Here is a 24,160-nt window from a genome sequence, read left to right on the forward strand (position 1 = left end):
GCCGAACCGATTCGCCGGAAGCCGTGTCGTCGAGATCGTGGCACGCTGTTTCACCTTTTCGTCGAGTTACACCGGTCGAGTCTCTACATCGGCCGAAGATGAGGTGACGTTACCTCGAGCAACCGTCCGAAGCGTCACGGACCGGACGATTCCGAGACTCGATCGTGATGGTCCGGGCGGTCGCCGCGGGTGGCGAAAATGCAGGCCGCGACGACGATCACCGCAGTCACCACACCCACGGGCAGCGGCGAATACAGCGAGACGATGGGCCGCTCGTAGTCGTCGGATGTGCCGTCCGTCCAGAAGAATTCTCGCGGCGGCACCGGAGCCGACACCCAGAACAGCGTCAGCGCGAACGGAATCAGGGGCGTGATGCTCGACGCCATCGCGCGCACCGGTTGCATCGATCCGACGGCCAGGCCGAGGGCGACCGGATACAGAGTGCAATACGCAACGGTTCCAACGACATTGACCGTACCGTCGTCGATCGCGAGCAGACCGGTGGCCGTGACCACGGCGAGCAGCACGAGCGCGAGGGTCGACAGGTCTCGGTGCAGACCCACCCGTACTGCGCCGACGAACAGCACAGCGGCGGCAGCGAATACCCACCACGACGCGTTGGACCATCCCAGCGAGTTCACCCCGGACACCGCGATCGCCAACCCCAGCATGAGGTATCTCCCGTCGCGACCGTCGAGCTTCAGCGCGACGGCGTACGTCGATACGACGGCGATCACCACGGCGAACATCCACAGCCTCGTCGTCGACGCCGTGTTGCCGAGGTAGGTGTAGACGATCAGGTACACGAATGCGAGTACACCGATGACTGCAGCATCGGCCGCCTCGAATCCGATCACGAGTGCTCGCCTGGCCATCGTGACAAGAAGCCCTGCGGTCACGAGGAGAACGAGCAGTGGGACGGTCGACTCGACGTAATACGGTGCCAGACCATCCATCCACCGCCCCTCACGCGGTCCTCGTAGAGCAGAGATCGCGTCGTAGAACAGCATCGAGCCCAGCAGCCCTGTTGCGATACCGGCAGACGGAACTCTGCGTCCGCCGGCGATCACACCGCATACGCCCACCAGAGCGCCCGCACCGAGGGCGTTGGTGGTCACCGCTTGATTGGCGGCGATCGGCACGAACGACGGCAGTGCGATCACCACCGCCCCGAGCACTGCGGCCACTGCGGCCGGTGCCGAGGAGCGCCGAGAATGCGCGACGGCCAGCACGAGCACGGCCGTCGACACGGCCAGGAAGCCTGCCCATTGCGCGGAAACGAATGCCCCGTACCACTTGCCCGACGACTCGATGTGGAACATGTCCCAGCCGAGCGATTCCCGAATCGAGTATCCGGCAACGAATCCACCGCATACCGTTGCCAGAACGGACCCGTACCGATCTGCGATCATGTCTCGAACTTAGAGGTGCTGCCTCGGAGCGGGTGTCTATGGTCTATCGGTCACCAGCCCCAGCGAAGGAGTCGATCGAGATGTTTCGTCGCACAGCCGTCATCGCGTGTGTCATTGCAGGTGCCGCCGCCCTCGGCAGGGGAACCGCCGCGGCCGACGAATGGCCCACTCCTCCGCCGTACCCGAGTCCGACGGCCCCACAGGACGTCACCGGCTTCCTCACTCCTCAGGACCCGGACTACTGGAACCCCTTCGTCAGCAAGAACAGACTGACCTCGCCCTACGGCAACAGCACCCGCATCGTGTGCACCGGATTTCACGGCGTGCTCGGCTCCTGCTGGCAGGCCGATTCGAATGGCAACCCGCACAAGCTGATTCTGCTGAACATGAACTATCCGGGTTCGACGGGCCAGCTGCTGCCCGGCGGCGGTCCCGGGCACTTCGTCTACCCCGGCTTCATCCCCGGCATCGGCTGATTCGCAGCCGACTGAACCAATCAACCGGTGTGGGCCCGAACATGATTGCGGTCGGGCCAACACCGGAATTACTACAACACACTTACACCAGTTCTCGATCGAGTTTGCGCAGTCGAGCCTGTACCACGAACAGCAGTCCCACCGCCATGGCCATGAAAGCGCCCACTACCCACAGGCCCGCTTTCGAGGTTCCGGTGGTGTCGAGCAGCCAGCCCGTCATGTAGGGCGCCGCCAGTCCGGCCGATGCACCTATGGTGTTCACCAGCGCGATGCCCGCTGCGGCTCCAGCCCCGGTGAGGAAGGTTGTCGGCAAGTACCAGAAGATCGGCAGTGCGGAGAAGATTCCCACTGCGGTGAGCGTGATGAACACCATGGTGAGGAACGGCGAGCTCATGTACATCGCGATCGGAACACTCACTGCAGCAAGGGCAGTCGGGGCAATGAGGTGCCACATCCGCTCTTTGCGGCGGTCGGATCGTCTGGACCACAGGATCATCGCAACCGAGGCGATGAAGAACGGCACCGCTACGATCATTCCGTTCTCGGCGATCGAGAAGGTGGTGTTGAACTGCTCGGCAAATCCGGCGACGATTGTCGGCAGGAAGAAGCTGATCGCGAACAACCCGTAGCCGATGCCGAAGTACGTCACGCCGAGTAGCCACACCGTCGGGTTACGCAGTGAATCACGAACGGACCCGTGGCCGGACTCGGCCTTTTCGGAGTGCTCGGAGTTCATACGCTTGTCGAGCCAGCTACGTTCATCCGCGTTCAGCCACTTGGCTTCACGCGGCCGGTCGGTGAGGTAGAACCATGCCGCGATGCCGAGCAACACCGTCGGGATTCCTTCGACGAGGAACATCACTCGCCATCCTTCCAGGCCGAACAGACCGTCCCAGTACTGGATGATCGCCGCCGAGATCGGTGCACCGAACGCACTCGACAGTGGTAGCGCAACCATGAACACGCCGACGAGTCGGACTCGCACTGCCCTGGGGAACCAGAACGTCAGATAAAGCATGATGCCGGGGAAGAAGCCGGCCTCGGCGATACCGAGCGCAACACGGGCGATGTTCAGCCAGGTCGCGTTGGGTACAAATGCCATCAGGGCCGCAATAAGTCCCCAGGACACCAGGATTCGAGCAATCCAACGACGCGCACCGAACTTGTGGAGAGCAAGGTTGCTCGGCACTTCCAACAGGATGTACCCGACGAAGAACAAGCCGCTGGCGAGTCCGTACATTGTCTCGGTCAGGCCGAGATCCTCACTCATCGTCAACTTGGCGAACGAGATGTTCGTCCGGTCGATGTAGTTCAGGAAATAGGCGAGCCCGAGAAACGGAATCAGGCGCAGTGCGACTTTGCGCATCACGCGGGTGGCCATCTCGTTGTCCGGCGTCGCAGCGCCGGGCAGGTGGGTGCGTGACGTCATCTATCACTCCAGTCTTCGATCCGAGACCCACCACATGAGGCGGGCTTACACACTGTGCTCCCGCAGTGACCTGAGTCACGACCGTTTACTGACGAACCTCGAGCTCCTAGTTTCCTCTCTTTGTCGAACGCACCGTATAGGGCCCCTTCGGGCCGAACTCACCACGCGTACGCTCGGCCCATGTCGAGAGACAGCGTCCAAGCTGTGGTCGACCGCTTCGCCGATGAGCTCGGCAGATCGGTCGTCGTCAACGACCCCGAAGTACGAATGCTGTTCGCAAGCCGCCACTTCGGCGACGAGGACCCCGTTCGGATCAGAGCTATTCTGAACCGCGATGCAGGCAGCGAGGCTATCGGTTTTCTGCTGTCCAGCGGCATCGGTCAATGGACCAAGCCCGGCAGGATCGACGGGTCCGAAGCGCTCGGTCTTCACGCCCGTGCAGGCGTGCCCATTCGCTGGCGCGGCGAGACATTGGGCATGATCCTTGTGATCGATGCCGAGAAAACTGTCACCGATGCCGATCTGGCTCGAATCGGTGAAGTGGCGAACGAGGTCGCCCCGTTGATGGTGGCAGACCGAATGCCACTCGATTCGGGTCGATCCGAGGCCCTGGTGACTGCGGCACTCGGGGCCGAGGAGTCTGCGCGCGAGGGTGCCCTCGCCGAGCTGGCTGTCATACCCGGAGGTGTCCGCGTAGTCACCCTGGCCTTGCGGCAGGGAAAGGACAGCGACCTGACTGCGATCGCGCTGCGGCATGCGCTGGTCGCCGCTCGTTCCCGCAGTCGCGGCGATGCGCTGCACAGTGTGGACGGCGCCGCCGGGCATCTCGTGTACCTGGCGACTGCCGCACGCGACCTGGACACTGTCGTCGCCGAGGCCCGAACGATGGTGCGCGACGCAGCAGACGTGGCAGGCCGCGGCACGAGTGTCGAAGCCGGAATCGGAGCGCTCGTACCTGCGATGAACGAGGCGTGGTTGTCCGCACGGCAGGCCGGCCTCGCCGCCACCATCGCGCGCCGATTCGGTGAGGACTCGGTCGTCAGCTGGGAACGTGCCGGGGTCCTCGGCGTACTGGCCAGGATCCCGACACAGGAATTCGACATCACCGCGGTTCCACAGGAGCTACGCCGCCTCGCCGAGGTGGACCCGTCCGGCCGATTGCTTGATACGTTGCGGGCTTTCCTCGACCACGCTGGATCCGGCCCGGGAGCCGCGGAGGCCCTCTTCATTCACCGAACCACGTTGTACTACCGACTCGACCGCATCCGCGACGCGGTCGACATCGACCTCGACGACGGCACCGTCCGTCTGCACCTGCACCTCGGATTACGCGTCGCCGATGCCATGAGAGCCGAGGGATTCGATCCGTTCCCGCCCTTCAAAGGGCGTTGAGCGACACGGCCGAATCTCGAAGCTCCGCCGGCACTCCCTGCGGATAGAGGACCACTTTGCATGCGTCACCGGACAGCATCCCGATCGCCGTTTCCACATCTTCGAGTTCCATGCGGTGCGAGACCAGACGAGAAAGATCAACGCTTCCCGATGCCACGAGGCCGGCAAGTTCCGTCCACGAATCCCAGATCCGACGACCGAAACTGCCGCGCAGGGTCAGTCCCCGGCTGATCAACTGCCGTGTCGCGTTCAGTTCGAGAGGTCGGTTGGTCAACCCGACGCTCACGATGGTGCCCTCACGGCGGACGACGTCGAATCCAGCCGCAAGCGCAGGGAGGGCTCCGGAACATTCGAGAACCAAGTCGACGCCTTGCGCCGCGCCGGTCCTTTCCCACACCCGCTCCACAAGGTGTTCACCCGACGCCACCAGCGATCCACCAAGTTCGACTGCCATTGCGGCGCGGTGCGAGTTCGGTTCGACCACAAGCACTTCGGCTCCCTTCGCGCGAGCAATCTGCAGCGCGGCCAGACCGACGGGCCCGGCACCACTGACCAGGACGTGCGCGCCGTCCAGGTTCAGCCCGCTCCGTTGCACAGCGTGCATCGCGCTCCCCGCAGGTTCGAGGAGGGCAGCCGTTTCGAGTGTCAGCTCGTCCGGTAGTCGGAAGCACGTCGACGCCGGGAGTACCACTCGCTCGGCGAATGCGCCGTCCATCGTCAGACCGAGCAGGTCCATCCGCAGGCAATTGTGGGCATTACCGAGTGCGCACTGGTAGCAGTCCGAGCACGCGACGTGAGTCTCGACAGCAACGCGATCTCCGACGCGCAATGTGGATACGTCGGGGGCAACCTCGATCACGGTGCCTGCGCATTCGTGCCCCGTCACCACCGGCAACCGCAAGCCGAGGTCGCGGACTGCCGGGCCGTACTCGTACGTCTCGCGGTCGGTTCCGCACACCGATACTGCACCGACTTCGATGCGAACGTGTCCACGCTCCAGGTCCTGCTCGCGGTAGTCGTTCACCAGGTCGAAGCCCGGAGCAGGTTCGGTCTTGAGCACTGCGCGCACGTCAGCCCCTCATTCTGTGTCGATGTGCACTCAGTCTGTTGCGACAGCCGTTCCCGATCATCGAGCCGAGAGAGGGGAAACGAGTCCAGCTTTCCTCCCGCTGTCGCAACAGCGGCATTCGACAACGAGAGGAATTCGCTGCAAGTCCTCTCGTCCTGCGACGGTGCACCGCAACGTGGCATACGACGACCATGACAGGGCGTGGGGACGTGATCCGCCTCACGCGACATGACGAGAGGACAGACGTGAGCGCACCGCACATCATCGGCTGGGCACATACCCAATTCGGGAAAAGTGAGAGCCCGGACGTCGAGTCGCTGATCGCCGAGGTGTCGGTCAGCGCTCTCGCCGACGCGGGACTCGACGCCGCGGACGTCGACATCATCACTGTCGGCGTGTTCAACAACGGCTTCTCCCGGCAGGGTTTCGAGGGCGCACTCGTCGGTGCCGGTCAGCCCGATCTGGCTCTCGTTCCTGCTGTGCACGTGGAGAATGCGTGCTCCACCGGCAGCGCCGCCCTCTACACGGGACTCGACTATCTGCAGGCAGGGCGAGGCCGAGTCGCGTTGATCGTGGGTGCCGAGAAGATGACGGCCACCTCGAACGACGCCATCAACGACATTCTCCTTTCTGGTTCTCATCGGGCAACCGAGGAGCACATGGGCAGCTTTGCTGGTGTATTCGCCTCTCTCGCCGATGAATACGCCGACCGCTACGGTGATCCGCGGGAGGCGATGTCCCGCATCGCAGCCAAGAACCACCGCAACGGTGTAGACAACCCCTACGCGCATCTACGACGCGATCTCGGGTTCGATTTCTGCGCGACGCCGTCGGACAAGAACCCTGCTGTCGTGGGCAGGCTACTGCGTACCGACTGTTCCCTGGTGTCCGACGGTGCCGCCGCCATGGTCGTCGCGTTGCCGGAAGTTGCTAGCACTTCGCGCCGTTCGGTCCGCATTCTCAGTCGTCATCAAGCCAACGATCACCTCGCGTTGGCCCGACGCAATGACGTGCTTGCGTTCGACGGTGGTGCCCGCGCATTCCGCGGAGCCCTCGCCGCCGCTGGGGTCACCCTCGCGGAGCTGGACCTGATCGAGACGCACGACTGCTTCACTATCGCGGAGCTTCTGCAATATGAGGCATTCGGACTTGCCGAGCCCGGTAAGGGCGGCGAGGTGTTGACCGAGGGCCGCACCGAGGCCGACGGGCTGCTGCCGGTCAATCGATCCGGCGGCCTGAAGGCGAAGGGGCATCCACTCGGGGCTACGGGCGTGTCCCAACACGTCATGGCGGCAATGCAATTGACCGGCGAGGCCGGAGACATGCAGTTGCCAAACGCGCATCGGGCCGCGGTCTTCAATATGGGCGGAGCAGCAGTCGCGAACTACGCCACCGTTCTGGAGGGAGTCCGATGAGCATGCCGAGACGTGCTGCGAATCTGGCAGAGATATTGAAGCAAACCGCTCGGCGCCTCCCCGGCAGTACCGCCGTCGTGCACGGCACCACGAGGTGGACCTGGCAGGATCTGGATCGACGTGTCGACGCATTGGCCGCAGATCTGCAGCGCCGTGACGTCCAGAAGGGCGATGTCGTCATGCTCGACAGCCCCAACCATCCCGAGTTCATCCAAGCTATGTTCGCAACGTGGCGCGTGGGTGCTGTTCTCGCACCGGTCAATTCGCGGCTGCATGATGACGACGTCGTGGTCATTGCGGAGGTGTGCAGGCCCAGTGTGATGATCGGACATGCGTCGACCGCCTCGCACGTCGATGCAGTCCAGGCCGCGCACGGTCTGCCCGCGGGAGTCCTGTGGATCGAGAGCGAGAATGCCGACTCCGTCGCCGACATCACGTCGTCGACGACGGTGCCCGAAACCCTGGCCACCTGGGAGGGAGATCCGGCCTGGTACTTCTTCACATCCGGCACCAGTGGCACCCCGAAGGCCGCAATTCTGACGCACGATCAGCTCGGTTTCGTCATCAACAATCACCTCGCAGATCTGATGCCGACCACCGACCGCCACGACGTATCACTCGTTGTCGCGCCGCTGTCCCACGGAGCAGGTGTGCACATGTTGCCACAGGTTGCACGCGGTGCCGCGACGGTTCTGCCTTCGTCGGCAAGCCTGGTTCCCGAAGACGTGTGGAGCCTGGTCGAATCGGAGCGGGTGACCAACATGTTCACCGTGCCGACGATTCTGAAGGTTCTCGTCGACGACGCTGCAGTGGACCGGCACGACCATTCTTCGCTCAAGCATGTGATCTACGCCGGCGCTCCGATGTACGCCCCGGATCAGCAGCGAGCGCGCGCGGTACTCGGCGAGGTCCTGGTTCAGTATTACGGCCTCGCCGAGGTGACCGGCAACATCACCGTCCTCCCCAGTGCCGAGCACGGACGGCCGATACCCGCAGGGCTCGCCGCGTCCACGTGCGGTTATCCGCGTACCGGCATGCTGGTCAGCGTCCAGGACGAAACCGGTCACGAGGTTCCGCCCGGCGACATCGGTGAACTGTGCGTCGCCGGACCCGCCGTCTTCGCCGGTTACCTCGACAACGACGAGGCGAACGCAAAGGCATTCAGGGACGGTTGGTTTCGTACCGGCGACCTCGGCGTCGTGGATACGGACGGGTTCGTCTACGTCACCGGCCGGTCGTCGGACATGTTCATCTCGGGTGGTTCCAACATTCACCCGCGCGACATCGAGGAGAAGATCCTCACCCATGACGCGATCGACGAGGTCGCGGTGCTCGGTGTACCGGACCCGAAGTGGGGTGAAGTCGGTGTTGCAGTGTGTGTTCGGAGCACCGACCGAACAGTGACGGCCGAGGAACTCACAGCCTGGCTCGGTGAGCGAATGGCTCGCTACAAGGTTCCGCGCTACATCCTGTTCCGCGACTCGCTGCCGAAGTCCGGTTACGGCAAAATCGTCAAGCGAACGATTCGTGACGAACTTGCCGAGCAGAAGTGGGGCCCGTACGCGAAGAACCTGGAGACGGCATCATGACCGCCTCCACGGTCCTGAAACCGCTTGTGCACCCGGGTGAACAAGCGGCGCAACGACTCGAGTCCGTTACGACGGGGACCACGGTCGAACGGTTGTCGCTGACTCCCGGCCGCCGCCTTGTCGACGCGATCGACGAGGCACTGACGCGCCTGGGTGCCGATTCGGCGCAGGTGGAACTGCTCGGTGGACCATTGTCCCGCGTCTCCTATTGCATCCCGGCACTGTGCACCGACGGTTCTCGCGCAGCCTGGTACAGCGAGACGTTCGAGACCGCAGCGCCTGCCACCATCGTTGCGGGGAGTGCAACGGTAGGTCGCCGGGACGGCGAACGCTTCATGCATTGCCATGCAGCTTGGTTCGACGCGGACGGTGTCCTCCGCGGCGGTCATCTCTGGCCGGACACTATCGTCGGCGCCACTCCGGTGGAGGCAATTGTGCATGCTTTCGATTCGGTTGCTCTCACCAGCGGCGCGGACGACGAGACCGCAATGCCGGTGTTCACTCCGTCGCCGACAGCTGTGTCGCTCAGCAGTTCTCACCGTGCTGTCATGACGCGCGTGCGGCCAGGCGTCGAAATACACGACGCCATCCGACGCGTCATGATCGACGCGGGAATGCAGACCGCATCGGTCCGCGGCAGCCTGGGCAGCCTTGTCGGGGCCACGCTGATTCGCGGCGACGGCACCGCTGTCGCCGACGGGCCGGCAACGGAAGTGACTATCTCCGGCCACGCGAGCGTCGACGGTGACCGGCTCTCCGAGGCGCACGTGTCGGTCTGCGCCATCGATCGCCACGGGACTGTGCACACCGGCGAACTCGCCGAGCGCGGCAATCTCGTCGCGGTGACATTCGAGCTTCTGGTTGAGGAGATCTCGGGATGACCGGCCGACTCGAAGGCAAGGTTGCGCTGGTGTTCGGTGCCGGTTCGAGCGGCGCGGCGTTGAGCAACGGCCGCGCTGCTGCGCTTGCGTTCGCCCGCGAAGGTGCAACCGTTGCCGCTATCGACCGCAACCACGCCGAAGCCCAGTTGACCGCCGCGGAGATCACCGCCGCAGGAGGCAGCGCGGTGGCTTTGGTTGCCGATGTGACCGACGAGCAGCAAGTTCGATCGGTAGTGGCAGAGGCCATCGAGGCGCTGGGCCCACCGACCGTGTTGCACAACAACGTCGGCGCAGCGGGCGTCGGAGACATCACCGAACTCGATCTTGCACAGTGGAACAGATCGGTAGCCGTCAACATGACCGGAGTCTTTTTGACCTGCAAGCACGTCCTGCCTGCGATGCTCGCGCACGGCGGCGGCTCGATCGTCAATGTCTCCTCCACCGCCAGCATTCGCTACACCGGCTTCAACTACCCGAGTTACAGCGCAACGAAGGGGGCCGTCAATCAGCTGACCGTCGCCCTGGCCCTGCAATATGCGGCCCAGGGCGTCAGGGTCAACGCGGTTCTCCCCGGTCTGATCGATACTCCCTTGGTGACAGGCCAATTGGTGGACCCGAACGCTGCAGCCGAGGCAATGGCGGCTCGACATGCCAGCAGTCCGACCGGCCGGATGGGCTCACCGTGGGACGTCGCGAACGCCGCAGTGTTTCTCGCTTCGGACGAATCGGCCTACATCAATGGTGTCTGCTTGCCTGTCGACGGCGGATTGGCGGTGCGGGCACTGTGACCACCCCGAAGACAGGTGTTGTTGTGCCCCTCGGATCGAAGCGACCTGTTGTCCCACAGTCGTCCTGGATTGCCCCGAACGCATCCGTCGTCGGCGCGGTGACACTCGAGGAGAACACGAGTGTTTGGTATGGAGCCTCGCTGCGCGCCGACGCCGAACCCATCACCATCGGCGCAGGAACCAATATTCAGGACAACTGTGTCATCCACGCGGACCCTGGAATGCCGGTTCTTGTCGGCAACAGCGTGTCCGTCGGTCACGGTGCGATCCTGCACGGTTGCACCGTCGAGGACGGCGTCCTCGTCGGAATGGGTGCAGTGATCATGAACGGAGCCGTCATCGGTGCCGGGTCGTTGATCGCCGCAGGGGCTGTGGTCACCGAGCACACCGTGATTCCAGCGGGGTCGTTGGTTGCGGGTGTTCCCGGCAAGATCCGGCGCACGCTCGATGCAGAGACTGTTGAGGCGAACGGCACCAATGCCCACCACTACGTCGAACTTGCTCGAGAACATCGGGCAGCTGTCGAGGATCTCCGATGAATGCTCCTGCAACCACCGACATCGCAGCCCTCGTCGATGCTCTGCCCGCCGACATCGTCGTCGTGGACCCGGATATCTTGGCCGGGTATGCCCGCGATCAGTCCCAGTTCACCCACAGCGAGGTTCCGGCAGCGGTGCTCATGCCTCGCACCACCGCTGATGTCGTGGCCTGCATGGCGGCAGCAAGCAAGCATTCGATCGCAGTGATACCACGCGGTGCAGGGAGTGGACTGAGCGGCGGAGCCAACGCCTCTGCCCACTCGGTTGTGCTGAGTCTGCATAGGATGACCCGAATACGTGAACTGGATAGGGTCAACCGCCTCGCCGTCGTCGAACCGGGGGTCATCACTTCCGATCTGCGCACCACGGCATCGGAGGCCGGTCTGTTCTATCCGCCGGATCCAGGCAGCGTCACCTTCAGCACCATCGGCGGTAACGTCGCGACCAATGCGGGCGGAATGTGCTGCGTGAAGTACGGCGTCACCGGCGATTTTGTCCTCGGTCTCGAAGTGGTGCTGGCCGATGGGCGGGTCCTACGAACTGGCCGGCGCACCGTGAAAGGTGTTGCGGGATATGACCTGACGCATCTACTCATCGGCTCGGAAGGCACCCTCGGCATCATCACCGAGATCACCGTTCGGTTATTGCCTGCACCGCGTGACCCGCACACCCTTGTCGCCGCCTTTCCCACTCTCGAAGGGGCAGGTTCGGCAGTATCGAAGATTGCCTCCGCAGGAATCACCCCATCGATGCTCGAAATCCTCGATCGCACCACGGTGAAGGCAGTCGACGAGATGACGAAGATGGGAATCGGCGACACCACCGCAGCGCTACTGCTGATTCAGAGCGACGACGCCGATGCCGAATCCGTTATGACCGTGCTGGAGTCCATCTGTACCGAGTTCGGGGCCGAGGATGTGGTCGTCGGCTCCGATCCCGTGGAGGCGGCGATGCTGCTCGAAGCCCGTCGACTCGCGCTCCCTGCGCTCGAACGTCTCGGCGACTGGTTACTGGACGATGTCGCTGTTCCCTGCTCTGCCATCACCGATCTGATCACCTCAGTGGAAGAGATTGCTGCCGAACACGATCTGACCATCGGCGTCTTCGGGCACGCGGGCGACGGCAACCTGCATCCGACCATCATCTACGACGCCGCCGATCCGGCCAGTAGCGCCGCAGCGGTGTCCGCGTTCGATGCGATCACCCGTCGCGCCCTCGCACTCGGGGGAACCATCACCGGTGAGCACGGTGTGGGCAGGCTGAAGAGCAGGTGGCTAACTGTCGAGCACGATGAAGTGTCGATTTCGGTGCAGCGGGCGTTGAAAGAGTCTCTCGACCCGGCCGGAATCCTGAACCCAGGTGCCGTACTCCTGTCGAGGCCACAGGTCGACACCTACAGCGACTGACGTCGGTCTCAGTTGTACGGCTTCCGCGCCGTTTCGGGGTCGCCGTAGGTGATGGCTCGTTCGCGTCGGGTGCCGGTGGCCAGGGTTGCGGCCCAGTTGATCAGTGTCCCGACGCGATTGCGGTTGCCGGCGAGGAACGCGATGTGGATGACGCCCCACGAGACCCAGCCGAGGAACCCGGACATGCGCAGCGGCCCGGCCTGCACCAGTGCGTGTCCGCGGGCAATGTAGGCCGCAGTGCCGAGGTCTCGGTACTTGAAATCCTTTCGCGCAGAAGCGGATAGGTCCGCTGCGATTGCCGCGCCCGCCGCTCGGCCGCCCTGCATGGCCACCTCGGCGACTCCCGCAAGCTTGTTCAGCGACATGATGTCTCCGACGACGAAGACGTTGGGGTGTCCGGGGATCGAGAGATCCGGTTGCACGGCGATGCGTCCCGATCGGTCCTGCTCCACTCCCATGGCGTCGGCGAGTTGCTTCACGAACGGGACAGCTTCCACGCCTGCGGTCCACAGCACGGTGTGGGTGTCGTAGCGTGTGACGGTCTTGGGTTCGGCCTTGGCTGTGACCTCGACGTCGGTGGCCGTGACGTCGGTGACGTGCACACCGAGATGCGTTTCCACGCCGACGGCATCGAGGGTGCGTTGCGCTTTCTTCGTCAGCGAGTCGGGGAAGGATTCGAGTACGCGGTCGCCGCCGTGGAACAGCAGAACTCGCGCTTCCGACGGGTGAATCGAATCGAACTCCTTTGCCAACGCTCTGGTGGCGAGTTCTCTTATCTGACCGGCCAATTCGACTCCGGTCGGGCCTCCACCGGCCACCGCGAAGGTGAGCCACGGCCTGCGCTCCTCGGGGGTGGGGAGAGACTCGGCCATCTCGAAGGCGGAGATCAACTTTCGCCTGATCGCGAGGGCGTCGTCGAGGGTCTTCATGCCCGGTGCCCACTGCACGTATTCGTCGTGGCCGTGGTACGCCTGCTGCATTCCGACGGCGACGACGAGGTAGTCGTAGGGCAGCTCGAAGGTCGAGCCGTCGAATCGGCTCGCCGTCACCACTCCGCCGTCACCCGCTGAGCCGTCGACACTGGGGGTCACCGAGGTCGCTTCACCCAGTGCCACATACACGTTCTTCTGTTTGCGCAGCAGGTGTCGCAGCGGACTGGCGATCGAGCCCTCCGACACCAGACCGGTGGCGCATTGGTAGAGCAGCGGCTGGAAGACGTGCGAGGTACCGCGCTCGAGCACGGTGACATCGACGTCTTCGTTGCGCAGACGCCGTGCCGCGTGGAGTCCGCCGAATCCTCCACCGATGACCACAACCCGTCGACGTGCCATTGCGAACTGTCTCCCTCGGACCGATGTACGGAGAAGGATTCTCCGATTTTTCAGCCTACTCGAGGGCCGCACCCCCGATACGGGGATGCGGCCCTCGCTTCGGTGCAGCTCAGCCGAGCAACGTCCGCATGGTGTCGATTTCCTGCTGCTGTGAGGCCACGATCATGCGAGCCATCTCCTGCGCTTGCGGGAATGTCCCGTCTTCGATCTCCACGTTCGCCATCTCGATCGCACCTTCGTGGTGCTCGATCATCATCGTCAGCCACTGACTGTCGAACTCGCCACCGGTGGCCGCACTCAATGCGTCCATGTCCTGCTGAGTCATCATGCCCATGCCCGAGCTGTGGTCCATTCCGCCCATGTCCATGTTCATGTCGGGCATGGGCTGGCCCCACTCGGTGAGCCAGGCGGTCATCCGGTCCATCTCGGGTTGCTGAGCGGCTTCGATCGCCGACGCCAAGGCCACTACGTCCGGACTCTCGGTGCGGCCCTCGACCATTGCCGCCATCTCGACCGCCTGCGCATGATGCGGGTACATCATCTGCGCGAACATCACGTCCGCATCGTTGAATTCTGCCGACGCGTCGGCCTGGTCAGACGACGCCGAGGATTCCGACGAAGAGTTCGGCGAGCCCATCGAATGGCCGTCCATCGACGAGTCGTCGCTACTGCAGCCGGCGAGAAGGAATGCGCTCACGGTGGCAGCGGCCAGCGAAGAGACGAGTGTTGTACGCATGTGAATCTCCTTGAACAAGTGCGAAATACAGGGATCTGGGTATGCCGATCCGCCGGTGGTGTGCCTCCACCGGACTGCATGTCACACTCGTAAGGTCACCGATCTGTCCAGCTCCCAGAGGGTCCACGGCGGCGCACGCTCCGAGATGGAGTCGGTGCGCCCACCGATACCGTCGTCCGACATCGGGGCGTGGACGACATCGACGCTCGTCGCCGGGACCGACAACGCAGCCCACGCCACCGTGGTTCCCGCGCACGGATGCATCATCTGATGCGTCGGCGGGCAGTCGTGCTCACCGACTGCCACCTGTACCGGATCCTCGTGGTGGGTCGTCGACGCCATGGCAGCGTGTTCGCTGCTCACCGACATGGTCGGTGTCACCGAGTGCATCAGCAGCACCCCGAAGATCGTCAGCGCGATCAGCAATCCGGTCGCCGAGGCGAAGCCCGGGCGACTGCGTCGGATCACTGAATGCATGACATCGACGATAGCAAGACATACCCCCCAGGGGTAACTGGTAGGGACTTCCGCCCCGCACCGAAGGACTTCCGCCTCTGTCCGCATCGGCCCCACTCGGTAATGCTCGAGGTGTTCCACACGCGAAGGTCAATGGACGGGACAAGGTCATGACTGCATCGAACCGGATAGTCGTCGGAGTCGACGGATCCGCCACATCCCTCGGCGCGGTCCGCTGGGCGACGCGCGAGGCTGTTCGACGCCACGCCCCGCTCGAGCTGGTCACGTCGTCGCTGTTTGCACCGGGAACCTACGGTGACGCCATCAGCCTTCGGATGGGCGCGTTCACGGACCCCGATATAGAGGCCAAGCGTGTGCTGACCGCAGCGGTCGATGCTGCGCACAAGACGGCGGCCGGAAATTCGCTGATTCTCGACACTCGACTCGAGCACGGCTCCGCTGCAAGAAACCTGACGCATTTCGACGTCGCACCCGCCATGATCGTCGTCGGGTCGAGGGGTCTCGGCGAGTTCACCGGTGGACTGATCGGGTCGGTCAGCACCGCGGTGGTATCGCACGCCAAATGCCCTGTGGCAGTGATCAAGTCGACCATCGTCGGCGACGGGCCGGTCGTCGTCGGTGTGGATTGCACGTCCAACAGCCAACCGGCCATCGGGTTCGCCCTCCAGGAAGCATCGCTGCGGGGGGTCGACCTCATTGCGGTGCACGCCTGGAGCGACCTCGAACTGGGCAGCGTGTTGACGCGCGACGACGAGGGACCGTGGGTCGACTCCGAACTCGCCGAGAAGACGTCGTTGGCGGAGAGCCTGGCCGGATGGTCGGAGGACTATCCGGACGTCACCATCCACCGGGTGGTGGTTCGGGACAGGCCGGTTCGTGAACTGGTCCGTGCGTCCGATACTGCGCAGTTGATCGTCGTGGGGAGCCGTGGTCGGGGCGGATTCGCGTCGATGCTTCTCGGTTCCACCTCACGTGCGGTGCTGCATTCGGTGGACGTTCCCGTCGTCGTCGTTCCCACGAACCGATGACCACGCCGACCGTCGACACCACATACGATTCCGAGAAACTGGACGCAGACCTGCGTTATTGGGCTGCGGCGAACTATCTGACGGTGGCTCAGATCTACCTGCAGGACAACGTATTGCTGCGTCGGCCACTGGAAACGGAGCACATCAAGCCGAGACTGCTCGGGCATTGGGGCACCAGTCCCGGTCTGTCGATGATCTACACCCTCCTCAACCGCGTGATTCGCCGAACCCATTCGGACTGGCTGTACGTCACCGGGCCGGGACACGGCGGCCCGGCGATGGTGGCGAACACCTACCTCGAAGGCACGTACAGCGAGATCTACCCGGACGTCTCGCTCGACAACGACGGAGTCCGACGGCTGTGCCGTCAATTCTCTACTCCCGGAGGCATTCCGAGCCACGTGAGCGTCCAGACCCCGGGCAGCATTCACGAGGGCGGCGAGCTGGGCTACGCCCTCGTCCACGCCGCCGGCGCAGCGTTCGACAATCCCGATCTGATCGTCGCCTGTGTAGTCGGGGACGGTGAGGCCGAAACCGGTCCCCTGTCCGGTTCGTGGAAGATCCCCGCCTTTCTCAACCCGGTCCGTGACGGAGCAGTGTTGCCGATCCTGCATCTCAACGATGGAAAGATCTCCGGCCCGACGGTTCTCGGTCGTAGCGCCGACCTTGCAGTCGAACGCTTCCTACGAAGCCAGGGGTGGACACCGATCTTCGTCGAGGGCACCGACCCGCGAGAGGTGTTCCCGGCCCTCGAATCTGCCCTCACCCGCGCCCACGATGCGATCGGGAGAGTTCGGCACGCCGCGCGAGGCGGCAACCCACGAGGCGACATCGCCTGGCCCGCCATCGTTCTGCGTACGCCCAAGGGCTGGACCGGTCCGCACGAGGTGGACGGCAAGCGCATCGAGGGCACCCATTGGGCGCACCAGGTGCCGTTGTCGGGTGTCCGGGAGAATCCTGCACACCTGGAACTGCTCGAGAAGTGGCTGCTGTCCTACGATCCCCGATCGTTGTTCGACGACAACGGTGCCCCGGTGGCGTCGATTCGGGAGCTCGCACCGTCGGGCACCGAACGTCTCGGTGCCACCCCGTACGCAAACGGCGGTGTGCTGCTGCAGCCCTTGGTCATTCGAGACCTCGAGAACTACGCGCTCACCGTCGAGTCCCCTGGTCGCACGTCGCACGAGACGACCACCGTACTCGGGGAGATGATGCGCGATATCTACCTCGACAACGCACAGCCGAACGGCGGCGGCAACTTTCGCCTGTTCTGTCCCGACGAGACCGCGAGCAACCGCCTGCAGGCCGTGTTCGAGGCCACCGACCGGTGCTGGCAGCTGCCGACCACCGAGTTCGACGACGATCTCGGTCCCGACGGCCGCGTGATGGAGGTGCTCAGCGAGCATCTGTGCGAGGGCTGGCTCGAGGCGTACTTGCTGTCGGGTCGACACGGCCTGTTCGCGAGCTACGAGGCCTTTGCCATGGTGAGCGTGTCGATGCTGATCCAGCACACCAAGTGGCTCCAGCACGCGGCAACGCTCCCCTGGCGCGCACCCGTTGCGTCGCTCAACGTGCTGCTCACCAGCACGTGTTGGCGCAACGACCACAACGGATTCAGCCATCAGGGTCCCGGGCTGATCGACGCGGTGATTCCCCTGGCGCCGGACGTGGTGCGCGTATGGCTGCCACCGGACTCCAATACCCTGCTCGCCGTTGCCGATCATTGCTTCCGCAGTCGAGGTCACGTCAACGTTCTGGTGGTGGACAAGCAGAGTCACCCGCAGTATCTGACGCTTCCCGAGGCACGCGCGCACGCAGCGGCCGGTGCGTCCCGCTGGGACTGGGCCGGCACCGAAGTGGCCGATGCCGGCGAGGACCCCGCGATAGTTCTGGCCTGTGCCGGCGACGTGCCGACCGAGGAAACCCTCGCTGCCGCAGACTTGTTGCGCACGTGGACTCCCGAACTCAGGGTTCGCGTGGTCAACGTCATCGATCTGATGGCGCTGCTCCCCGTCGTCGATCATCCGCACGGATTCTCCGACGAGCAGTTCGTGGATCTGTTCACCGCGTCGGTCGATGTGGTCTTCGCGTTCCACGGTTATCCCCGTGCGGTGCATCAACTGGTGCACGGCAGACCCGAACCCCAACGGTTCCACGTTCGCGGATTCATCGAACAAGGCACCACGACAACACCGTTCGACATGGTGGTGCTGAACAAGATCAGTCGGTATCACCTCGCGCTCGCAGCACTGGACCGAGCGCGCACTGCGCCGGCCGGTGCCGAGGAACTGCGACAGCACTGCCAGGACCGACTCGCACGACACGACGCCTACATCCGAGAGCACTTCGAGGATCTCCCGGAGATTCGGCAGTGGCGGTGGTCGTGACTGCCGAACCGATGGAGAGCGAAATGGCACGGTGCACAGTGGTTCATCGAACCTCACGGCAATTCGACCGAAACCGAACCGACGACGGGGACACACCATGCGAGTACTGATCGCGACCGCCAGCCGCCACGGATCCACCCGAGAGATCGGATACTGGCTCGGTTCGGATCTCTCCCGCGAGCTGTCCCGCCACGACAACAGGTCGACGGTCGAGGTTCGTGACGCGTCCGACGTCGACAGCATCGCCGAGTACGACGCCGCGATCATCGGTAGCGGCGTGTACATGGGCAGGTGGCTCCGAGACGCGCGCGCGTTGGTCGCCAGGGAACAGGCCGAACTGAGAACGATTCCGGTGTGGCTCTTCTCGAGTGGTCCGGTGGACGGAAGCACTGCTGCCGAAGCTCGACCGAAAGGAACGAAGGCCGACTGGGCTGTCGAGCATCGAACATTCGGAGGCAAGCTGGACCGATCACGTCTGTCGCGTTTCGAGCGGGTGATCGTCGGGTTGATCAACGCCCCCGATGGCGACAGCCGATCTCCCGCCGATATCTCCCGTTGGGCAGAAGACATCTGTGGGGTACTCGTCGAACGGCTGCCGCACTCCGGCTCTCTGTCCGAGCAGACGAGGTCGACGGATCAGGGCCCTACTTCTCCGTGAGCAGGTACCGCCAGTCCACCCGGCGGACCGCGACGGCAGTCGGGACATCGATTCTCCTGGCCGACAGAAGCTCCTGGCCGACAGTGGATTCGGCCATGCTGGAGTCGGTCACGCGCCCGTCTCCGCGACCGTGAGACAGGCGACTATCTCCCGCGCCCAGTTGCACACCGCTACCCAGTCTCGAAAGTCTCCGGCGCTCGCACCGGAACCGAAGAACACCTGCCGTTCCCCTGCCGACAGCACGTCCACATCGAGCCGTCCGGGAAACGTTCGATGCGCACGGGCATCCAACACCGACACTGCGTGTGCGGCATCGGCGGTGTCGTTGACCGGTCGCTCACTCGAATGCAACGGTCCGCAGGAGAACAGCCACACGGGCGGATGCGCCGACCGGGACACCCGGTCTACCAGGCCCTTGACCGACGGGACCCAACGATCGGAATAGACGGCACTGCCGATGACCACAGCGTCGTACCGGTCGACGTCGTCGACGGAATCGGGAGCACACAGATCCACCTGGACACCGTCGTGCCGAAACACCCGCGCCATCTCCTGCCCGAGCGACTCCGTTGCCCCGTGACGCCCCGCCGTCGCGACCAGTATTTCCATGCGTTCTGCCCTTTCGTCTCTGGAGTCATGCACGGCGAGCCGTCAGACGGTCGGTGAGCGCTGCTATTCGCCACCCACGAACCGCGACGATGACGCCCAACGCACCGAAACATCCTTGTAGCCAGCTGGTTTCACCGATCACCATCGGCTGAACCACGATCCAGGCAGCAAGCAGCACCCCGGCCGTGTGAGCGATGGGTCCGGTCTTGCCGCCGCCTGCGAGCGCCGACGCGGCCGCCACTCCCATCGGGACACCGACCACCAGGACCAATGCGATGGCGGCCAGAGATGTGCTCGACATCGGCAACCGCGCCTGCGCCTCGGCACCGAGGTCGATCGCACCGGAGGCCAATCCGATCGCACCGGCGAACGCGTTGACGGAGATTCCGGCGCACACCGCACCCAGCCACGGCCATCGTCGGTTCCGGGGGGCGAGCGCCCGCGTAGTGGGCATCATGGGTTCATCGTGGCCTCAGGGCATGTCTTAAACCAGAGCATAAGGTCCACCGTCGCGGGGACTTCTCGCCCGCAGCGGCTCACCGGTCGAAGGACGACCCAACAGTTCGAGGCCGGTGTCGAGCCTTCACGGCGGGGGTGCGGCATCTTCGAGATCTGGTGCTGCCGTCGGTCGGGCACTCGGCGCTGAACTCCGCCTGACGTCTGCGCCGTCCTACCCGGTCGACTCCGGCGGGCCCAGGGGCGGCGCAAGGTATTTGGGTGTTTCGAGTTTCTCGCAACGGGGAACAGAGGTCGTGGAACGATCGGCACGACGCGAAACGGATCACGACGATGACGGATGACCAGGTCTGGCGCCTCAAAGGTGCGTGCATCGACGACATGGATGCATACGACTCGCAGCAACTTCCCCGCCATGGACGTAAGCGAGCAGAGCGGGCGTGGCGTTTGTGCGCCGACTGCCCGGTGCTGCGTGAGTGCGCCGAGCAGACGGCTCGCGACATCGAGTCGGGTCGCATTCCGGTGGGAGTGGTCGTCGCCGGTGCCGCGTATCACGACAACGCGAGCAACGGTCGTCGTACCGACGCGTACCGGACGCTCGAATTCCTCATCGGGCGGCCACTTTCCAACCCTGCGGCCTGATCACGGCGCGGTAACGGAACGCTACGAACAAGGTCACGGCGACAACTCTCTTCGACGCGTTTTCGGCGCGTCATCTAGTGTCTGACCTGCGGCGTTCCAACTCGGGTGACAATAGTGCGCATGGATGCAGGGGAGTCTTCTCACGTCGGCGAGCCGAGTGATGTGCAGAAGGCTCTCGACAAGCGCGCACCCATCGAACAGGCCAAGGGCATCCTGATGGCCATGCATCGCATCGGCCCGGAGGCTGCGTTCGACATGCTCACCGAGCAGTCTCAGCGCTCCAATCGCAAGCTGCGCGAAGTGGCACTCGACCATATTCGGCGGGCCACAGCCCCGTGAAGAAAGAAGATGGCCTCGCACGCTGTGTTTTCAACGTGCGAGGCCTAGGCGATGGAGTAGTCCGGACTACACAATCGCTTGTGTGCCGTATGCCCTGACGCGGCCACCCGAAACATAGCCGGTCGGGAGCTCGGCAGAAGGGCTCAGAAGCGCGCCAGAATTGCTCGGGCACAACGAACTACGGTCGCGCGGTCGTAGGACATCACGTAATCGAACTCACGGTCGGCGTCCACCTCACCGCGATGTAGGTCGATTGCTGCCAGCACACCGCAGAAGTGCGGGCCGAGAACCACGACGTTCCACTCCTCGACGAGCGGATCCATCGGGTCGAGGGGCGCATGCACGATGCCGCCCTCTTGCACGTATCCCATGCCTACGCCGTAGACGCCGGCGTAGGAGATCTGCTCGGTCATCGACACCCAGCGGCTGCGGGTTGTCGGGGTGAAGTGTTCGGCGCGCTGAAAAGTGCCGAGTACCAATGTCTCCGGCCCAGCAGCCGCGGCCTGCATCTCGAGCGAGGTGCTCATCGCCACCAGCAGTCGCTTGGTGCTGCGCGTTGCCGTCTTGCCTGCGGAGGCAATGCCGTACGGCGATTCGGCGGCGACGGTCGGCGTGCTCCAGGTCGGGAACGGAGGCATCACCTCGGCCGCGTCGGAAGGTAGCTCTTCCGTCGATTGCGCGGCCGGATACAGCTCTCCCACCCCGTAGGTGGCACCGAGTCCGAGTGCGCGGGTCCGATGCAGCGCACTGTCGACCCCGCTCGCCACGACCACGGCTCCGGTTCGTTCGACCTGAGCCGAAACGGCGTGAGCGGTACGCGCAGTCGACAGATCCGGGCGGCGGGAGACCATCGATTCGGCGAGGATGATCACGTCCGGCTCGATGAGAGGGAGAAGGGTCATCGACTGCGGCCGGCGACCGACGTCGTCGACGGCCACCACTTTGCCTTCGCGTCGAGCTTTGTCGATTGCGGCGAGAGTGCGCGCCGGGCTGTCGACGAGAGCAGCCTCGGTGACGACCACGATGTCGCGGCGCAACTGTTCTTCGGTGGCTGCATCCAGGGCAGCGAGCGAGTCGACGTCCATGGACACGAGCATCGGCAGTCGCACCGATTGGTTGAGCCGGGCCACACCCCACGCGAGCGCGTCGAGCTCGCGCTTGGCGTCCATGGCCCTGGCTGCGCGCTTGAGCGCATCTGCCGATGCGAGAGGACCGTTCTCCGGGCCGCGCAGCTGCACTTCGATGGCTGCGAGCGCACCGTTGTCCAGCCGACAGACCGGGGCGAAATACGGCTGCACCGTCAACTCTCCCGTGTCCGTGTCGACTGCAGATCCTGCTTCGGCCAGCGCGAACGTCACACCTCAGTTTGACACGAAAAAACGACCCCCGTCACGCGGGGGTGAACTGTAATTCCAAACCTGGTCGAGGTGTTTTCTTTCGCTCCGACCATGCTCGACGACGGAGATGTCACCGAGACGGTCACGACTGTCTCGTTTTGATAACTTTGTATAACGGAAAGATAACGACGCACGGGGTGAAGGTCGAAGGAACGCCAGGCCCGACCGAGGCGCGAAAATGGGACGAATGCCGGTGTTGCGCTTAACTTTCCGGGTAGCAGCCGGATTCAGTTACTACTGCGTACAACAAACATACCGACCGGATTGTGACTTCTCACAGAGTTGAAACAAACCATTTCCGACATATGTTTCGTCAACCTAACGTCCCTCCCGGCTGCCGAATCAACGGTGCCACCGGATGCCACGACCGGGTCCGGATCCGTCTTGGACTGGAGGATCGATCGATGACGCTCAACCCGCCGACCCGCTCTCGCACACTCGTCACCGCAGTCGCCGCTCTTGCCATCACCGGTGCGACAGTCGGTGCCGCCAGCGCCGGCGCCGCCACCATTTCCCCCGCTGGTACCGCCTTCACGGCACCCGGCACGATCGTCGTGAGCACTCCGGCGTCGTTCGGTCTGCCGGTGAGCTGCTCCATCAACCTGAGCGGCACCACCAGCGCAGACGGCTCGTCGGCGACGATCACCGATGCCCAGATCAGCGGCTCCAACCGACTGTGTGGCCTGCCCCAGCTGAAGAACCTGCCCTGGACCCTCACTCCCACCAGCGCCACCACCGGGGAGGTGTCCAACGTGGCCTTCTCGCTGGTCGGATACAACTGCGGGCCCGCCACGTTGGCCGGGTCTTTCGACAACATGACGAACACGCTCACCGCGACGAACCAGCCGATGTCCGGCAACTGCACCGTCAACAGCCTGTCGGTCCAGCCCGACCCGGCCTTCACCCTGTCCTGATTCCCGTCCTACCTCGTTCCACATCGACCGTTCCCGAGAAGGAGAACACGTGAAGATCCGCAACAAGACTGTCGTCACCATGACGGCATTGGCATCGAGCATCGCCCTGGGCACGCTCGTCGCCGCCCCGGCCAATGCCGCCGACACCCTTCCCATCACGTTTCAGGCAGATACGACGACGGTCATCGCCAAGACCGGCCAACCGGTGGTGTTTCCCACCACCGATCTCGCCACGGACGTCGATCTGGTCGGTGGCACGGTGACCGGGTCGCTCGAATTGCCGCAGGCATCGGCCGATCTGAAACTCGGTCCCGCGACGCTGGCGAACTTCACGATCTCGATCGTCGACGCGACCCCGGTGTCCGGCACCATCGTCCGCGGCGGACCGGACGAGGCACCGACGTTGGATCTCGACGTCGCGCAGAGCTTCAAGATTCGCATCGATTCGGTGAAGCCGTTGGGCATCGACACCGGGTCGGCCGGATCGGCTGCGGTCGACCTGATCCCGGCGGGTAGCAACTGCGTCACCGCCGAGACCACCGCCAACCTGTCCGGTTCGCTCGATGCTATCGATCTGATCCAGAACAACCAGGCCGATGCACACGTCAAGGGGACGTACACGATTCCGCAGTTCCAGAACTGTGGCGCGTTCACGTCGGTGCTGAATGCGATCATCGCCGGTCCCGGCAACACTCTCGACGTGCATCTGACCGATCCGGTCTTCGATGTCGGCACCCGGTCCGCGATTGCGGCAGAGGTGGCGTAGCGGTTCACACCTCGATCGGCGGCG

25 protein-coding genes are annotated in these 24,160 nt (G+C 64.1%); 15 read left to right on the top strand and 10 right to left on the bottom strand.

What is annotated here, in order from left to right:
* Nucleotides 1-134: 134 nt before the first annotated feature.
* Nucleotides 135-1,412 (bottom strand): hypothetical protein, encoded by a 1,278-nt coding sequence (locus CH273_RS02670; RefSeq protein ID WP_032396113.1) that lies wholly within the window; start codon nt 1,410-1,412, stop codon nt 135-137.
* Nucleotides 1,413-1,492: 80 nt separating this feature from the next.
* Here CH273_RS02670 and CH273_RS02675 point away from each other — a divergent pair, with 80 nt between their 5' ends.
* A complete protein-coding gene (locus CH273_RS02675) occupies nt 1,493-1,888 on the top strand; it encodes a hypothetical protein (protein ID WP_032396384.1) in 396 nt (131 codons plus the stop codon).
* 82 nt (nt 1,889-1,970) lie between these two features.
* Here the strand turns inward: CH273_RS02675 and CH273_RS02680 are convergent, their stop codons facing one another.
* The gene (locus CH273_RS02680) at nt 1,971-3,317 is read right to left on the bottom strand and encodes an MFS transporter (protein ID WP_032396114.1); all 1,347 of its coding nucleotides are present in this window, start codon (nt 3,315-3,317) and stop codon (nt 1,971-1,973) included.
* 180 nt (nt 3,318-3,497) lie between these two features.
* Between CH273_RS02680 and CH273_RS02685 the strand changes: the two genes are divergently transcribed.
* Entirely contained in the window at nt 3,498-4,709 is a 1,212-nt protein-coding gene (locus tag CH273_RS02685) for a PucR family transcriptional regulator (RefSeq protein WP_032396115.1), read from the top strand.
* On the opposite strand, the gene CH273_RS02690 is transcribed toward CH273_RS02685, so the two are convergent.
* The gene (locus tag CH273_RS02690; protein ID WP_032396116.1) at nt 4,696-5,778 is read right to left on the bottom strand and encodes a zinc-dependent alcohol dehydrogenase; all 1,083 of its coding nucleotides are present in this window, start codon (nt 5,776-5,778) and stop codon (nt 4,696-4,698) included. The two genes, CH273_RS02685 and CH273_RS02690, sit on opposite strands and share 14 nt — an antisense overlap.
* A gap of 245 nt (nt 5,779-6,023) precedes the next feature.
* On the opposite strand from CH273_RS02690, the gene CH273_RS02695 reads away from it, so the two are divergent.
* The 6 genes from CH273_RS02695 to CH273_RS02720 are packed head-to-tail and all read left to right on the top strand — an operon-like array spanning nt 6,024 to nt 12,396.
* Complete coding sequence (locus CH273_RS02695; protein WP_032396385.1) at nt 6,024-7,193, top strand: thiolase domain-containing protein; 1,170 nt, start codon at nt 6,024-6,026, stop codon at nt 7,191-7,193.
* The gene (locus CH273_RS02700) at nt 7,190-8,782 is read left to right on the top strand and encodes an AMP-binding protein (RefSeq protein ID WP_052049721.1); all 1,593 of its coding nucleotides are present in this window, start codon (nt 7,190-7,192) and stop codon (nt 8,780-8,782) included. Before CH273_RS02695 ends, CH273_RS02700 begins: the two co-directional genes overlap by 4 nt.
* A complete protein-coding gene (locus CH273_RS02705) occupies nt 8,779-9,663 on the top strand; it encodes a PCC domain-containing protein (RefSeq protein WP_032396387.1) in 885 nt (294 codons plus the stop codon). Before CH273_RS02700 ends, CH273_RS02705 begins: the two co-directional genes overlap by 4 nt.
* A complete protein-coding gene (locus tag CH273_RS02710; RefSeq protein WP_032396117.1) occupies nt 9,660-10,451 on the top strand; it encodes an SDR family NAD(P)-dependent oxidoreductase in 792 nt (263 codons plus the stop codon). The genes CH273_RS02705 and CH273_RS02710 overlap by 4 nt, the downstream gene beginning before the upstream one ends.
* Nucleotides 10,448-10,990 carry a gamma carbonic anhydrase family protein gene (locus tag CH273_RS02715; RefSeq protein WP_032396118.1) on the top strand — a complete coding sequence of 181 codons (543 nt, stop codon included), beginning with the start codon at nt 10,448-10,450 and terminating at the stop codon, nt 10,988-10,990. The genes CH273_RS02710 and CH273_RS02715 overlap by 4 nt, the downstream gene beginning before the upstream one ends.
* Nucleotides 10,987-12,396 carry an FAD-binding oxidoreductase gene (locus CH273_RS02720; protein WP_032396119.1) on the top strand — a complete coding sequence of 470 codons (1,410 nt, stop codon included), beginning with the start codon at nt 10,987-10,989 and terminating at the stop codon, nt 12,394-12,396. Before CH273_RS02715 ends, CH273_RS02720 begins: the two co-directional genes overlap by 4 nt.
* 8 nt (nt 12,397-12,404) lie before the next feature.
* Here the strand turns inward: CH273_RS02720 and CH273_RS02725 are convergent, their stop codons facing one another.
* The 3 genes from CH273_RS02725 to CH273_RS02735 form a co-directional block, all read right to left on the bottom strand.
* Nucleotides 12,405-13,727 (bottom strand): NAD(P)/FAD-dependent oxidoreductase, encoded by a 1,323-nt coding sequence (locus CH273_RS02725; RefSeq protein ID WP_032396120.1) that lies wholly within the window; start codon nt 13,725-13,727, stop codon nt 12,405-12,407.
* A gap of 109 nt (nt 13,728-13,836) precedes the next feature.
* Nucleotides 13,837-14,463, bottom strand: coding sequence for a DUF305 domain-containing protein (locus CH273_RS02730; RefSeq protein WP_032396388.1), 627 nt, complete (start codon nt 14,461-14,463; stop codon nt 13,837-13,839).
* An 81-nt stretch (nt 14,464-14,544) separates the two neighbouring features.
* Nucleotides 14,545-14,940 carry a DUF6153 family protein gene (locus CH273_RS02735; protein WP_032396121.1) on the bottom strand — a complete coding sequence of 132 codons (396 nt, stop codon included), beginning with the start codon at nt 14,938-14,940 and terminating at the stop codon, nt 14,545-14,547.
* 149 nt (nt 14,941-15,089) lie between these two features.
* On the opposite strand from CH273_RS02735, the gene CH273_RS02740 reads away from it, so the two are divergent.
* The 3 genes from CH273_RS02740 to CH273_RS02750 all read left to right on the top strand — a co-directional run bounded on the left by CH273_RS02740 (nt 15,090) and on the right by CH273_RS02750 (nt 19,013).
* Entirely contained in the window at nt 15,090-15,968 is an 879-nt protein-coding gene (locus CH273_RS02740) for a universal stress protein (RefSeq protein WP_032396122.1), read from the top strand.
* Complete coding sequence (locus CH273_RS02745; RefSeq protein ID WP_032396123.1) at nt 15,965-18,355, top strand: phosphoketolase family protein; 2,391 nt, start codon at nt 15,965-15,967, stop codon at nt 18,353-18,355. Before CH273_RS02740 ends, CH273_RS02745 begins: the two co-directional genes overlap by 4 nt.
* A 97-nt stretch (nt 18,356-18,452) precedes the next feature.
* Entirely contained in the window at nt 18,453-19,013 is a 561-nt protein-coding gene (locus CH273_RS02750; RefSeq protein WP_082322532.1) for a flavodoxin domain-containing protein, read from the top strand.
* Here the strand turns inward: CH273_RS02750 and CH273_RS28070 are convergent.
* From CH273_RS28070 to CH273_RS02760, 3 genes are read right to left on the bottom strand one after another with little or no spacing between them, the layout of a single operon-like run.
* Nucleotides 19,000-19,125, bottom strand: coding sequence for a hypothetical protein (locus CH273_RS28070; protein ID WP_256991277.1), 126 nt, complete (start codon nt 19,123-19,125; stop codon nt 19,000-19,002). The genes CH273_RS02750 and CH273_RS28070 overlap by 14 nt on opposite strands.
* Nucleotides 19,122-19,622, bottom strand: coding sequence for a flavodoxin domain-containing protein (locus CH273_RS02755; RefSeq protein ID WP_032396124.1), 501 nt, complete (start codon nt 19,620-19,622; stop codon nt 19,122-19,124). Before CH273_RS02755 ends, CH273_RS28070 begins: the two co-directional genes overlap by 4 nt.
* A gap of 25 nt (nt 19,623-19,647) precedes the next feature.
* Entirely contained in the window at nt 19,648-20,079 is a 432-nt protein-coding gene (locus CH273_RS02760; protein WP_143546166.1) for a hypothetical protein, read from the bottom strand.
* A 332-nt stretch (nt 20,080-20,411) separates the two neighbouring features.
* Between CH273_RS02760 and CH273_RS02765 the strand changes: the two genes are divergently transcribed.
* Both CH273_RS02765 and CH273_RS02770 read left to right on the top strand, forming a co-directional pair.
* On the top strand, nt 20,412-20,720 hold the full coding sequence (locus CH273_RS02765; protein ID WP_094630240.1) for a WhiB family transcriptional regulator: 309 nt from the start codon (nt 20,412-20,414) through the stop codon (nt 20,718-20,720).
* Nucleotides 20,721-20,840: 120 nt separating this feature from the next.
* Nucleotides 20,841-21,059, top strand: a complete 219-nt coding sequence (locus CH273_RS02770; protein ID WP_082322533.1) for an ANTAR domain-containing protein — start codon at nt 20,841-20,843, stop codon at nt 21,057-21,059.
* Nucleotides 21,060-21,202: 143 nt separating this feature from the next.
* Here CH273_RS02770 and CH273_RS02775 read toward each other — a convergent pair whose 3' ends face one another.
* Nucleotides 21,203-22,417, bottom strand: a complete 1,215-nt coding sequence (locus CH273_RS02775) for an EAL domain-containing protein (RefSeq protein WP_032396126.1) — start codon at nt 22,415-22,417, stop codon at nt 21,203-21,205.
* A 443-nt stretch (nt 22,418-22,860) separates the two neighbouring features.
* On the opposite strand from CH273_RS02775, the gene praA reads away from it, so the two are divergent.
* Both praA and CH273_RS02785 read left to right on the top strand, forming a co-directional pair.
* Entirely contained in the window at nt 22,861-23,370 is a 510-nt protein-coding gene (praA, locus tag CH273_RS02780) for an alkane oxidation protein activator PraA (protein WP_032396127.1), read from the top strand.
* A gap of 49 nt (nt 23,371-23,419) precedes the next feature.
* Entirely contained in the window at nt 23,420-24,136 is a 717-nt protein-coding gene (locus tag CH273_RS02785; RefSeq protein ID WP_032396128.1) for a hypothetical protein, read from the top strand.
* Nucleotides 24,137-24,160 lie beyond the last annotated feature (24 nt).

It is taken from the genome of Rhodococcus sp. 05-339-2, assembly GCF_002258965.1.
GTDB lineage: Bacteria > Actinomycetota > Actinomycetes > Mycobacteriales > Mycobacteriaceae > Rhodococcoides.